General features: G+C 66.6%; 12 protein-coding genes. 11 read left to right on the top strand and 1 reads right to left on the bottom strand.

The genetic code is table 11. From position 1 onward, the window contains the following. The first annotated feature begins 96 nt into the window (after nt 1–96). The 6 genes from C8C93_RS11555 (at nt 97) to C8C93_RS11530 (ending at nt 7,160) form a co-directional block, all read left to right on the top strand. Nucleotides 97–1,086, top strand: coding sequence for a branched-chain amino acid ABC transporter permease (locus C8C93_RS11555; protein ID WP_055400436.1), 990 nt, complete (start codon nt 97–99; stop codon nt 1,084–1,086). 12 nt (nt 1,087–1,098) lie between these two features. Then, nucleotides 1,099–2,172, top strand: coding sequence for a branched-chain amino acid ABC transporter permease (locus C8C93_RS11550; RefSeq protein WP_121419556.1), 1,074 nt, complete (start codon nt 1,099–1,101; stop codon nt 2,170–2,172). A gap of 91 nt (nt 2,173–2,263) precedes the next feature. Beyond that, entirely contained in the window at nt 2,264–4,432 is a 2,169-nt protein-coding gene (locus C8C93_RS11545) for a D-(-)-3-hydroxybutyrate oligomer hydrolase (protein WP_121506990.1), read from the top strand. 112 nt (nt 4,433–4,544) lie between these two features. Continuing rightward, on the top strand, nt 4,545–5,702 hold the full coding sequence (locus C8C93_RS11540) for an ABC transporter substrate-binding protein (RefSeq protein WP_121506989.1): 1,158 nt from the start codon (nt 4,545–4,547) through the stop codon (nt 5,700–5,702). A gap of 43 nt (nt 5,703–5,745) precedes the next feature. Next, on the top strand, nt 5,746–6,612 hold the full coding sequence (locus C8C93_RS11535; RefSeq protein WP_121419559.1) for an alpha/beta fold hydrolase: 867 nt from the start codon (nt 5,746–5,748) through the stop codon (nt 6,610–6,612). A gap of 80 nt (nt 6,613–6,692) precedes the next feature. Beyond that, on the top strand, nt 6,693–7,160 hold the full coding sequence (locus tag C8C93_RS11530; RefSeq protein ID WP_121506988.1) for a DM13 domain-containing protein: 468 nt from the start codon (nt 6,693–6,695) through the stop codon (nt 7,158–7,160). Nucleotides 7,161–7,184: 24 nt separating this feature from the next. Here C8C93_RS11530 and C8C93_RS11525 read toward each other — a convergent pair whose 3' ends face one another. Continuing rightward, the gene (locus tag C8C93_RS11525) at nt 7,185–7,427 is read right to left on the bottom strand and encodes a glutaredoxin domain-containing protein (RefSeq protein WP_121506987.1); all 243 of its coding nucleotides are present in this window, start codon (nt 7,425–7,427) and stop codon (nt 7,185–7,187) included. A gap of 111 nt (nt 7,428–7,538) precedes the next feature. Here C8C93_RS11525 and C8C93_RS11520 point away from each other — a divergent pair, with 111 nt between their 5' ends. Genes C8C93_RS11520 through C8C93_RS11500 form a run of 5 tightly spaced genes read left to right on the top strand, consistent with a single transcriptional unit; the run spans nt 7,539 to nt 12,179 of the window. After that, nucleotides 7,539–8,105, top strand: a complete 567-nt coding sequence (locus tag C8C93_RS11520; protein WP_121506986.1) for a lipocalin family protein — start codon at nt 7,539–7,541, stop codon at nt 8,103–8,105. After that, nucleotides 8,102–9,118, top strand: coding sequence for an NAD(P)/FAD-dependent oxidoreductase (locus C8C93_RS11515; protein ID WP_121506985.1), 1,017 nt, complete (start codon nt 8,102–8,104; stop codon nt 9,116–9,118). Before C8C93_RS11520 ends, C8C93_RS11515 begins: the two co-directional genes overlap by 4 nt. A gap of 18 nt (nt 9,119–9,136) precedes the next feature. After that, nucleotides 9,137–9,319 carry a DUF2256 domain-containing protein gene (locus C8C93_RS11510; RefSeq protein WP_121506984.1) on the top strand — a complete coding sequence of 61 codons (183 nt, stop codon included), beginning with the start codon at nt 9,137–9,139 and terminating at the stop codon, nt 9,317–9,319. Then, on the top strand, nt 9,316–10,632 hold the full coding sequence (locus tag C8C93_RS11505; RefSeq protein WP_121506983.1) for a DASH family cryptochrome: 1,317 nt from the start codon (nt 9,316–9,318) through the stop codon (nt 10,630–10,632). The genes C8C93_RS11510 and C8C93_RS11505 overlap by 4 nt, the downstream gene beginning before the upstream one ends. Continuing rightward, the gene (locus C8C93_RS11500; protein WP_121506982.1) at nt 10,629–12,179 is read left to right on the top strand and encodes a cryptochrome/photolyase family protein; all 1,551 of its coding nucleotides are present in this window, start codon (nt 10,629–10,631) and stop codon (nt 12,177–12,179) included. The genes C8C93_RS11505 and C8C93_RS11500 overlap by 4 nt, the downstream gene beginning before the upstream one ends. Nucleotides 12,180–12,216 lie beyond the last annotated feature (37 nt).

Genomic DNA, 12,216 nt, shown 5'->3' with positions numbered 1-12,216 from the left:
GCCTTTTGGGCTGCTAGCGCTTGATGGTAAAGCGCTGGCAGCTATTAAAAACGTAGCAAATGCGCAGATGCCGCCTGCCATGCAAGGAGGCCGCGTATGAGCGCCATCACCCGTGACTTCGACTGGAAGCCCCTGGCTCTGGTGCCCGCGCTCGCGCTGCTGGTGCTGCCCTTCATCGGCTCACCCAGCACCTGGCTCACGCTCACCGTGGCGGGCCTGGCGATGGGCATGATCATCTTCATCATCGCCTCGGGCCTCACGCTGGTGTTCGGCCTGATGGACGTGCTCAACTTCGGCCACGGCGTGTTCATCGCCTTGGGCGCCTTCGTGGCCACCAGCGTGCTGGGCGCCATGGGCGACTACACCCAAAGCGCTGACCTGTGGCGCAACCTGATGGCCGTGCTGCCCGCCATGCTCGTGGCCATGGCCGTCGCCGGGGCGGTGGGCTTGGCGTTCGAGCGCTTCATCGTGCGGCCCGTGTACGGCCAGCACCTGAAGCAGATCCTCATCACCATGGGCGGCATGATCATCGGCGAAGAGCTGATCAAGGTCATCTGGGGCCCCGCGCAGATCCCGCTGCCGCTGCCCGAAGCCATGCGCGGTTCGCTGCTGGTGGGCGATGCCGCCATCGAAAAATACCGCCTGATCGCCGTGGCGGTGGGCCTGGTGGTCTTCGGCGTACTGGCCTGGACGCTGTCGCGCACCAAGGTGGGCCTGCTCATCCGCGCTGGCGTGCAAGACCGCGAGATGGTGGAGAGCCTGGGCTACCGCATCCGCCGCCTGTTCGTGGGCGTGTTCGTGGTGGGCTCGGCCCTGGCGGGCCTGGGCGGCGTGATGTGGGGGCTTTACCAGCAGAACGTGATCCCGCAGATGGGCGCACAGGTCAATGTGCTGATCTTCATCGTGATCATCATCGGAGGCCTCGGCAGCACGGGTGGCGCGCTCATCGGCGCGCTGCTGGTGGGGCTGATGGCCAACTACACCGGCTTTCTGGTGCCCAAGGTGGCGCTGTTCTCCAACATCGCGTTGATGGTGGCCATCTTGCTGTGGCGACCCCAGGGCGTCTATCCGGTCGCTAACCGCTGAGGAAACAAGACCATGTTGAACCGTCTTCTTTCCAACGACTACCCGCGCAGCAAGGTGCTGGCAGTGATCCTGGTGGCCATCCTCATCGGGCTGGCGTTTGCCCCGTTCCTGTTCCCGGGCGTCAAGGCGCTGTCGGTGGCGGCCAAGGTGCTGATCTTTGTGGTGCTGGTCGCCAGCTTTGACCTGCTGCTGGGCTACACCGGCATCGTGAGCTTTGCGCACACCATGTTCTTTGGCATCGGGGCCTATGGCATCGCAGTGGCCACCACGCGCCTGGGCCCCACCTGGACGGCGCTGGGCGTTGGCATTGGTGGCGCGCTGCTGCTGTCCCTGCTGCTGTCGCTGGCGGTGGGGCTGTTCTCGCTGCGCGTGCGCGCCATCTTCTTTGCCATGATCACGCTGGCGGTGGCCGCTGCGTTCCAGACGCTGGCCTCGCAGCTGTCCGACATCACCGGCGGTGAAGACGGCCTCACCTTCAAGGTGCCCGAATTCCTGTCGCCCAGTTTCGAGCCCTTCGAAGAGCCCTTTCTGGGCGTGACCATCGACGGGCGCCTGATCTGCTACTACCTGCTGTTCGTCACCGCGGTGGCGCTGGTGCTGGCCCTGCTGCGCATCGTCAACTCGCCGTTTGGCCGCGTGCTGCAGGCCATCCGCGAGAACGAATTCCGTGCAGAGGCCATTGGCTACCGCGTGGTGGTGTACCGCACTACATCGAGCGTGCTGTCGGCCCTGTTCGCCACGCTGGCAGGCTGCATGCTGGCGCTCTGGCTGCGCTACAACGGGCCGGACACTTCGCTGAGCTTCGAAATCATGATGGACTGCCTGCTCATCGTGGTGATCGGTGGCATGGGCACCATCTATGGCTCTGCCATCGGGGCGGTGCTTTTCCTCGTGGCGCAAAGCTACCTGCAAGACTTGCTGCGGCTAGGCAGCGAGGCTGCCACGGGTCTGCCCTGGCTGTCGGCATTGCTCTCGCCTGACCGCTGGCTGCTGTGGCTAGGAGTGCTCTTCGTTCTTTCGGTCTATTACTTCCCTACCGGTGTGGTGGGGCGTCTGCGCGCGGCAGCTGCGCGCAAGGCGGGGTAAGTGGCCCGGCCGCGCCGGAGGACCGGCGTGGCCTGGGTGTGTGGGTGAGCTGTGCAACAAGAAGCAAAGAAAAACTCCAGGAGACAAGCACATGAAGATGAACATCAAGAACCCCCGTTTCCGTCCCGTTTCTCGTCCCCTTTCCCATCCGTTCCTGCCCGCAGCGCTGGCCGCTGCGGTGCTTGCTGCCTGCGGTGGCAGCAGCGGCGACAGCGCCGCCCCCAACACCAAGCCCGGCTACCTGGGCACCATCAGCGAGACCACATACGACGGCAGCAGCAATGACCTGCTCACAGCGGGCCTGGGCGCCACGGGTCTGGCCGCTGCCGCGCCCCCTGCGTTTGCTGATCCCCTCAAGCCCACGGCGGCTGAGCTGCGCCGCACCGCCATCCACACCAACTACCGCGCCATGCTCGACATGACGGCGGCCGGCGGCTACGGCACGCTCTACGGCCCCAATGTGGATGCGCAAGGCAAGGTCATCACCGGTGAGGGCAAGGTACCCGGCACCGAATACATCGCGTTTGCCGACGACGGCACGGGCCGCAGGAACGTCACCCTCATGGTGCAGGTGCCCGCCAGCTTCGACCCCAAGAAGCCCTGCATGATCACCGCCACCACCTCAGGCTCGCGCGGCGTGTATGGCGGCATCTCCACGGGCGAGTGGGGCCTCAAGAAGGGCTGCGCCGTGGCGTACTCCGACAAGGGCACGGGCGGCGCGCCGCATGACCTCATGAACGACACCGTGCCGCTGATCGACGGCACACGCACCACGGCCGCCGCAGCGGGCAAGGCCGCAGCCTTCAACGCGGGCCTCACGGCCACCGAGCTGGCCGCCTTCAACACCGCCACCCCCAACCGCTTTGCCTTCAAGCACGCTCACTCGGGCCAGAACTCTGAGAAGGACTGGGGTACGAGCACTCTGCAGGCCGTGGAGTTTGGCTACTACGTGCTCAACCAGCGCTACGGCGCCACCGACGCATCGGGCCAGCGCCTCAAGACGCTGACACCGGCCAACACCATCGTCATCGCATCGAGCATCTCCAACGGTGGCGGTGCGGCCATAGCTGCGGCCGAGCTGGACACGCAGGGCCTGATCAGCGGCGTGGCCGTGTCCGAGCCCGCCATCGAGATGCCCGCCAACCCCGGTGTTACGGTGCGCCGGGGCAGCGCCGACGTGGCCGTCACCGGCAAGACGCTGGTGGACTTCACCACCTACGCCAACCTCTACCAGGCCTGCGCGTCGCTTGCGCCCTCGGTCAGCACCAGTCCGTTTGCCGCCGCGTTTGCGGCCGGGTTTGCCAGCGCTGCGCTGCCCATTGCGCCCAACCGCTGCGCGTCGCTTAAGGCGGCAGGGCTGCTCACGGCCAGCACCACGGCCACGCAGGCCGAAGAGGCATTGCAAAAGCTGCGCGCCTATGGCTGGGAGCCCGAGTCCAACGACCTGCATGCCTCCATGGCCGCGTTTGAAGTGTCCCCCGCCGTGGCCGTGACCTTTGCCAACGGCCTCTCGCGTGCCAGCGTGCAGGACAACCTCTGCGGCTTCAGCTACGCTGCCACGGCGGCCACTGGCGGGGTCATCCCGCTGGCCGCCGCTGCATTGCCCGGTATGTTTGCCACCGGCAACGGTGTGCCTCCCTCGGGCGGCATCAACCTGGTCAACAACCTCGGCAAGCTGGGCCCGGCGCGCGACTTCCTGTCGGTGTCGGACGCCGGTGTCGCCGACTGGAACCTGAGCGGCGCGCTGTGCCTGCGCAACCTCGTCACCGGCAATGACACCGCTGCCAAGAAGCTGCAGGCCGGTGTGGACGAAACCCGCCGCAACGGCAACCTGCGCGGCAAGCCCGCTGTGATCGTGCACGGCCGTGCCGATGCGCTGCTGCCTGTGAGCCACACCTCGCGCCCATACGCCGCGCTGAACAAGAAGGTCGAAGGCGCCGCCAGCAAGCTCAGCTATATGGAAGTGGCCAACGCCCAGCACTTTGACAGCTTCATAGGCCTGCCCACGGTGCTGCCGGGCTATGACAGCCGCTACGTGCCGCTGCATGTGTACCTGAACCACGCGCTCGACGCCGTGTACGACCACCTCGCCAGCGGCAAGGCGCTGCCCGCCAGCCAGGTGGTGCGCACCGTGCCGCGCGGCGGCACACCGGGCAGCGCCCCGGCCATCACCGCCGCCAACGTGCCGCCGCTGGCTACCACGCCTGCTGCCGCCAACGCCATCGCCATCACGGCGGGCGCCATTGCCATCCCCGACTGACCCAAGGAGCTTTGCCAGACGACACACCGTCACCGCCGCCCACCGGGCACGCGTGGGGGCCATCGGCCCTTGCGCCGCCCGTGGGCGCGGCTGCAAGCAACACAAACAGGGGATGAACCGAATGGACAAGGTCAAGACATGGAGCCGCCGTGCGGCGGCAGCACTGGCGGTGCTGTGGGGCGGGGCCACGGCGCCCTTGCTGCACGCCGCCGAGATTGTGGTGGGGCAGGTGGCACCGCTCACCGGAGTGCTGGCCAGCACTGGCGCACAGATGGTGCTGGGCGGCAAGATCTACTTTGACTGGGTGAACGCCCAGGGCGGCGTGCACGGCGCGACCATCCGCCAGGAGGTGGCCGACGACGCTTACAAGGTGGCCGACACCGTGAAGCTCACCCGCGAGATGCTGGCCAAGCCCGAGGTGGTGGCGCTGTATGGCTTTGCGGGCACGGCCAACATCACCCAGCTGCTGGCAGACGGCGTGTTGCAAGAGGGCGGTGCGGCGCTGGTGGCGCCTTACACGGGGGGCGAATCGCTGCGCAACCCGTTCAACCCGTGGATCTTTCATGTGCGCGCAGGCTATGTCGATGAGACCGAGCACATGGTGCAGCAGCTCACCACCCTGGGCATGAACCGTGTGGCCGTGATGTACCAGGACGACGGTTTTGGCAGGGCGGGCCTGGCGGGGGTGGAGGCTGCCTTGGCCAAGCGCAACCTCAAGCTGGTGTTGGCAGCAGGCTACGAGCGCAATACCGACAAGGTCGATGAAGCCGTCAAAGCCATCAAGGCCGCCGATGTGCACGCGGTCATCATGATCGCGGTGAACAAGCCTGCGGCGGCCTTTATCCAGCGCTACCGCGAGCAGGGCGGTGGCGCGCAGCTCTACAACATCTCGGTGGTGGACCCGACCGAGCTGGTCAAGCTCGCGGGCCTGAAGAACGCGCACGGCCTGGGCATCAGCCAGGTGGTGCCGTACCCCTACCGGCCCCAGTTGCCGGTGGTGCGTGAATACCAGTCGCTGCTCAAGAAATACGCCCCCGAGGCCGAGGTCAACTACACCAGCTTCGAGCAGTTTCTGGGCGCCAAGGTGCTGGTCGAGGCCCTGCGCCGTGCCGGGCCCGCGCCCACGCGCGCCAAGGTCGTCAAGGCGCTGGAGTCTCTGCAGAGCTTTGACCTCGGCGGCATCACGCTGGGCTACTCCCCCACCAACCGCATCGGCTCACGGTATGTCGAGGTCACTGTCATTGGCAGCAATGGCCGCCTCATGAAGTGAGCCGCCGATCCTTTTTTATTCTCTGTTCCACAAGGTCGCCATCATGTCCCCCACCTCGCGCTACCTCACCTGCGCTGGCTATGAAATCCACACCACGGAGTGGGGTGCGCCCGACGCGCCGGTGGTGATTGCCTGGCACGGCCTGGCGCGCACCGGGCGCGACATGGACCCCCTGGCCGCCCACCTCGCGTCCCGCTATCGCGTGATCTGCCCCGACACCCTGGGTCGGGGCCTGAGCCAGTGGGCGCGTGCACCGCAGGACGAATACCGCCTCTCGTTCTACGCGCGCATTGCGGCCGATCTGTTCGACCAATTGGGTGTCGAGAAAGCGCACTGGGTGGGCACGTCGATGGGCGGGGCCATCGGCACCGTGTGCGCCTCGGGTTTGTTCGAGCCGCAGCTCAAGGGCCGCATCCAGAGCCTGCTGCTCAATGACAACGCCCCGCGCCTGGCCGACGCCGCGCTGGAGCGCATCAAGGCCTACGCAGGCCACCCGCCCGCGTTCGACACCGTGCGGGAGCTGGAGGCGTTCTTCCGGCAGGTCTACACGCCCTACGGCTGGCTCAGCGATGCGCAGTGGCGCCTGCTGACCGAGAGCAGTACCCGCCGCCTGCCCGACGGCCGCGTGACGCCGCACTACGACCCGGCCATGGTGCAGCAGTTCACCCACCACACCAACGACTACCTGATCTGGGACCACTACGACGCGCTCGACATCCCCGTGTTGTGCCTGCGTGGCGAAGAGTCGGACCTGGTGCTGCGCGATACCACCGCCGAGATGCTGACCCGGGGGCCTGGCGCCCGTGGCTTGGCCCAGGTGGTGGAGGTGCCCGGCTGCGGCCACGCGCCCGCGCTCAATGTGCCGGAGCACTACGCACTGGTGGATGGCTTTCTGGCCCGCGCATCCTGATCGGACACCGGGGAGCAGCGCAGCGTTGAAGGCGAGGGCGCTGCGCAGTACATTGGGCTCAGTCCACTGAACCCGCTGCCATGAAACCTCTGCTGCTCATCGCCTCGCACCTGCTCACCCTGGTCATCGGGTTTGCGCTGGGTGTGTATGTGCTGCCGATCCTGATCGCGCCCGACGCCCCCACGCTGCAGCAAATCCAGTCAAGCCAGCCCGCTGCGCAATGGACTGCCACGTTCCGCCGTGACCTGAAAGACAGCGACGCCCTGCACTGGGGCGAAGGCGCCGTGTCCATCAGCCCGCAGGCCATCAGCCTGGTGGGCAAGCTGGCCCCGGGGCCGGACTACAAGCTCTACCTGTCGCCCGAGTTTGTCGAGACCGAGGCAGACTTCAAGCGCCTCAAGCCCCAGATGCAGCGCGTGGGCGATGTGAAGACGTTCAACAACTTCATCGTCCCGTTGCCGCAGGGCGTGGACCCGGCCAAGTTCAACACCGTGATCGTGTGGTGCGAAACCTTCAGCGAGTTCATCACCGCTGCGAAGTACCAATAACCAGGGGAGGGACGAAAGCAGGTGTCACTGGCCGATCTGCGCCAGCGCAGCCTGCAGCCCCGCCAGTCCGCCCACGCGCTGGTTGTTGATAAAGATCTGTGGCATCTGCCGCACCGAAGGCCCGCACTTCGCATAGAACGCCAGGCGCTCGGCATCGTCGTCGATCTTGATTTCCTCAAAAGGCAGCGAACGCGACTGCAGCAGCTTCTTGGCCGAATCGCATTGGGGGCAGGCGGATTTGGAGTAAACGGTGATTTGAAAAGTCATGGGCAGAGTTTACGGGTGGCCCATGGTAGGCGCTCGCGCCGGGCTTTCGCCGCAGCAGCGCTGGTGGTGGCAGAATACCAATTGGTTTGTTTTGTGACCGATTGGTAATTTATGTTCTTCTTCCTATCCTGCTTCCGCCGCTGCGCCTGGTTAGGGCTGGCCGTGTTTTTGCTCGCCTTGAGTGGCTGCTCGTCCACCCGCCCGCCCGAGGGCATCACGCCCGTCACCCCGTTTGACCTAGCCCGCTACGAGGGCCGCTGGTACGAAGTGGCCCGGCTGGACCATTCGTTTGAACGCGGCATGACGGACGTGAGCGCCACCTACCAGCGCCAGGCGGACGGCAGCGTGCGCGTGCTCAACCGGGGTTTTGACACCGGCAAAAACGACTGGCGCCAGGCCAAGGGCAAGGCCCTGTTCACGGGCGATGCCAACACCGCCTCACTCAAGGTGTCGTTCTTTGGCCCGTTCTACGGCGGCTACCACGTGGCCGCGCTGGATGCCAGCTACCAGTGGGCGCTGGTGGTGGGGCCGGACCGCAGCTACTGCTGGATCCTGTCGCGCACCAAGCAGCTGCCCCCTGGTGTGCGCGAGCAGCTAATCGCCCGCGCACAGGCCCTGGGCATAGACACCCAGGCGCTGATCTGGGTGACCCATGACCGCACGGACCCGCAGCCATGAGTGGCGCTACCACCTCTTTGCCCATCGCAATCGTCGGCGCAGGCCTGGCGGGCTTGTCGTGCGCGCAGGCGCTGCTGCAGGCGGGGCACACGGTGCATGTGTTCGACAAAGCCCGGGGCCCGTCTGGCCGTATGAGTACCCGCCGCGCCGAAGATGACAGCGGCCCCTGGCAGTGCGACCACGGCGCCCAATATTTCACCGCCCGCGACCCGGCCTTTCGCGCCGAAGTGGCCCGCTGGCAGCAAGCCGGTGTGGCGGCTTTGTGGGATGCCCGGCTGGCCAGCTTTGACGGCACCGCCTGGACCACCCCGGCCACTTCGCTGGAGCGGTTTGTGGGCACCCCGCGCATGACGTCGCCCGCCGCCTGGCTGGTGCAGCACCTGGGCGAGCCTGCGCTGGCGCAGTGGCAAACCACCGTGCAGCGGCTGGACCACACCGAGGGCGGGTGGGCCATCACCTCGGCGGAACATGGCCTACACAGCCCGCGTTACAGTGCCGTGCTGCTGGCCGTGCCTGCCCCGCAGGCCGTGCCCTTGCTGACGCCCCTGGCCCCTGCAGGCGCCGCCTTGGCCGCCAGCGCACGCATGCGTGGCAGCTGGGCTGTGATGCTGCGCTACGCAGGCCCCGTGGCCCTGCCGTGGGAGGGTGCGTTCATCAACACCGGCCCACTGCGCTGGGTGGCGCGCGACAGCAGCAAACCCGGCCGCACGGGGCAAGAAACCTGGCTGCTGCACGCCAGCCCCGAATGGAGCGAAGCCCACATCGAAGACAGCGCCGAGTCGGTCACCACCGCATTGCTCGCTGCCTTTGCCGCCCTGGGTGGCCCCGCACCTTTGGCGGCCACCGCCCACCGCTGGCGCTATGCCGACACCGAACCCGCGCTCACGCAGGGCAGCTGGTGGAATGCGCAAATGCGCCTGGGCCTGTGTGGCGACTGGTTGCACGGAGGCAAGGTCGAAGGCGCGTGGCTCAGCGGGCGTGCGCTGGCCCAGCAGGTGTTGAAGCCTGCGTAACCCACCCACAGGCCCGCCATGCGCATGCGCAAAAAATCAGACCTTCCGCAGAAGACTTGCCAACACTGCGGCCTGCCCTTCACCTGGCGCAAGAAGTGGGAGAAGGTGTGGGACGAGGTGAAGTACTGCTCCGACCGCTGCCGCAGTGAACGCAAGCGCAGCAGCACTTCGCAAGGCGTGGCAGGGGAGGGCACCGCATGAGCACCGTGCTGTTCTGGTTTCGCAACGACCTGCGGCTGCACGACCAGCCCGCGCTGCACGCAGCGCTCACCAGCGGGGCTACCCATCTGCTGCCCGTGGCTTGCCTGCCTGCCTCTGATGAGACCACCCCCTGGGGCTTTGCCCGCGTAGGCTCCCACCGCCGCGCCTTCACCGCCGCAGCGCTGCGCGGGCTTCATCAACAGACGAGTGCATTGGGCAACCCGCTGCTCATCTGCCAAGCCCCGCCTGCCACCGCCTTGCCGCAACTGGCCCAGGCTGTGGGGACCACCACCGTGGTGTGCGAAGACATGGCCGCCCCCTACGAACAGGCCGAGGTCGCAGCCCTGCGCGCGGCAGGCCTGCAAGTACGTACCGTATGGCACAGCAGTCTGCTGCACCCGGCCGACATGCCCTGGCCTGCCTCTGACCTGCCCGGTGTGTTCACCAGCTTCCGCCAGAAGGTCGAGCGTGCAGGCATCACCCCCGCTGCACCACTGCCAGCACCCGCCCGGCTGCTGCCGCCGCCCCAAGTGCCTGCACCCGTGTTGCAGGCCGTGGGCGCAGAGCAGGGCGCTGCCAGCATCCAGCAACCCACACTGCCCCAGGGCACCGATGCCCGCTCGTCCTTTCCCTACGGAACGCCTGCATGTGATGGCAGCGAGGCTGCCGCGCTGGCCCATCTGGCGCAGTACCTGGCCCGCGAGCTGCCCCACAGCTACAAGGCCACGCGCAACGGACTCACGGGGTTGGACTACTCCAGCAAGTTCTCGCCCTGGCTGGCCACGGGGGCACTCTCGCCGCGCCAGATCTATGCCGATCTAAAAACCTTTGAGCGCGACCACGGCGCGAACGATGGCACCTACTGGCTGTGGTTTGAGCTGCTGTGGCGCGACTACTTTCGGCTGCTGCACCTGCAATACGGCGCAGCGCTGTACCGGGTGCGCGGCCTGTCAGAACTACCGCCCGCCCCGCACAACCCGCGCGGCTTTGACCACTGGTGCCGGGGCGAGACGGGCGAGCCGCTGGTCGATGCCGCCATGCGTGAGCTGGCTGCCACCGGGTATCTGAGCAACCGCCTGCGCCAGGTCGTAGCCAGCTATCTTCTGTACGACCTGCACAGCGACTGGCGCGCAGGCGCTGCGTGGTTTGAATCGCAACTGGTGGACTACGACGTTTACAGCAACCAGGCCAACTGGCTCTACATCGCCGGGCGCGGCACCGACCCGCGCGGGGGGCGCCGCTTCAACCCCATCAAGCAGGCGCAAGACCACGATGCCGATGGCAGCTACCGCCGCCTGTGGGGCACGGCATGACCACGCCGCCGTCCCGCACTCACACCCTGCGACTGCTGCTGGGCGACCAGCTCAACCCCGAGCATTCATGGTTTGCAACGCAGGACGAGGGCGTGGTCTATGTGCTGATGGAAGTGCGGCAAGAGACCGACTACGTGCTGCACCACGCGCAAAAAATCCTCGCCATCTTTGCCGCCATGCGCGACCTGGCCCGGCATCTGCGCGAGGCGGGGCACCGCGTGCGCTATGTGGCGATTGGCGACGCGAGCAACCGCCAGTCGATCCCCGACAACCTGGCCGCCCTCATGGCCCACTACGGTGCGCACACGCTGCAATACCAGCACCCCGATGAATGGCGGCTGGACGAGCAACTGCGCACCTGGGGTGCAGAGCAACCCTTTGCCGTGCAGGCCGTCAGCAGCGAGCACTTCTACACCACCCGCACCGAAATGGCCGAGGTGTTCCAAGGCCGCAAGCAGTGGCTCATGGAGCACTTCTACCGCCGCATGCGCCAGCGCCACAGCGTGTTGATCGACGAGGCTGGCGAGCCCGAAGGTGGCCAATGGAACTACGACCACGACAACCGCAAGCCTTGGCCCGGCACACCCGCACTGCCGCCCGACGCCCGCCCCACGCACGACCACAGCGCCCTGTGGGCCACCATCCAGGCCGCAGGCGTGCAGAGCTTTGGCAACCCGCAGGCCCATGCACTGCGCTGGCCGCTGAACCGGGCCGAGGCACTGGCGTGGCTGGATCACTTCATCACCACCACACTGCCGCACTTTGGCGCGTATGAAGACGCCATGAGCACCAAGAGCGCGCGGCTTTTTCACTCCCTGCTGTCCTTCGCGCTCAACACCAAAATGCTGCGCCCGCACGAGGTGGTGCAACGCGCCCAGGCCGCCTACCACGCAGGCACCGCGCCCTTGCCAGCGGTGGAGGGCTTTATCCGCCAGATCCTGGGCTGGCGCGAATATGTGCGCGGCATCTACTGGGCCCACATGCCTGGCTACGACGAGCGCAACGCCCTGGGCCACAGCACGCCACTGCCAGCGTGGTTCTGGACGGGCAAGACCCAGATGCGCTGCATGCAGCACGCCGTGGGCCAGTCGCTGGAGCATGCGTATGCCCACCACATCCAGCGCCTCATGGTCATCGGCAACTTTGCGCTGCTGGCGGGGCTGGACCCTGCCGCCGTGCACCGCTGGTATCTGGGCGTGTACATCGACGCCTTTGAATGGGTGGAAGTACCCAACACTGTGGGCATGAGCCAGTTTGCCGACTGCGGCCTGCTGGCCACCAAACCCTATGTGAGCAGCGCCGCGTACATCGACCGCATGAGCGACTACTGCAAGGGTTGCCACTACGACAAGAATCAAAAAGTGGGTGAGCGGGCCTGCCCCTACAACGCGCTGTATTGGGATTTTTTTGCGCGCAACGAAGGCACGCTGGGTAGCAACTTCCGCCTCGGCATGGTGTACCGCCAGCTGCAAAAGATGCAGGGCCCGCAGCTGGATGCGCTGCGCGAGCATGCGGCCAGCTTGCGCACGCGGCTGGATGCGCTGTAGCCCGCCTGCCGAATCACCCAACGACACCTTCACCGCA

Source organism: Acidovorax sp. 93 (assembly GCF_003633835.1).
Lineage (GTDB): Bacteria > Pseudomonadota > Gammaproteobacteria > Burkholderiales > Burkholderiaceae_C > Acidovorax > Acidovorax facilis.
The sequence above is the reverse complement of the archived record's forward strand: the minus strand, read 5'-3'. Positions and strand labels throughout refer to the sequence as shown.

What these genes read in the sequence shown, in the direction of transcription:
- C8C93_RS11550 (WP_121419556.1), top strand. Translation starts at nt 1,099, where the DNA reads ATGTTGAACCGTCTTCTTTCCAACGACTACCCGCGCAGCAAGGTGCTG.
- C8C93_RS11545 (WP_121506990.1), top strand. Translation starts at nt 2,264, where the DNA reads ATGAAGATGAACATCAAGAACCCCCGTTTCCGTCCCGTTTCTCGTCCC.
- C8C93_RS11530 (WP_121506988.1), top strand. Translation starts at nt 6,693, where the DNA reads ATGAAACCTCTGCTGCTCATCGCCTCGCACCTGCTCACCCTGGTCATC.
- C8C93_RS11515 (WP_121506985.1), top strand. Translation starts at nt 8,102, where the DNA reads ATGAGTGGCGCTACCACCTCTTTGCCCATCGCAATCGTCGGCGCAGGC.
- C8C93_RS11555 (WP_055400436.1), top strand. Translation starts at nt 97, where the DNA reads ATGAGCGCCATCACCCGTGACTTCGACTGGAAGCCCCTGGCTCTGGTG.
- C8C93_RS11500 (WP_121506982.1), top strand. Translation starts at nt 10,629, where the DNA reads ATGACCACGCCGCCGTCCCGCACTCACACCCTGCGACTGCTGCTGGGC.
- C8C93_RS11510 (WP_121506984.1), top strand. Translation starts at nt 9,137, where the DNA reads ATGCGCATGCGCAAAAAATCAGACCTTCCGCAGAAGACTTGCCAACAC.
- C8C93_RS11505 (WP_121506983.1), top strand. Translation starts at nt 9,316, where the DNA reads ATGAGCACCGTGCTGTTCTGGTTTCGCAACGACCTGCGGCTGCACGAC.
- C8C93_RS11525 (WP_121506987.1), bottom strand. Translation starts at nt 7,427, where the DNA reads ATGACTTTTCAAATCACCGTTTACTCCAAATCCGCCTGCCCCCAATGC.
- C8C93_RS11520 (WP_121506986.1), top strand. Translation starts at nt 7,539, where the DNA reads ATGTTCTTCTTCCTATCCTGCTTCCGCCGCTGCGCCTGGTTAGGGCTG.
- C8C93_RS11540 (WP_121506989.1), top strand. Translation starts at nt 4,545, where the DNA reads ATGAACCGAATGGACAAGGTCAAGACATGGAGCCGCCGTGCGGCGGCA.
- C8C93_RS11535 (WP_121419559.1), top strand. Translation starts at nt 5,746, where the DNA reads ATGTCCCCCACCTCGCGCTACCTCACCTGCGCTGGCTATGAAATCCAC.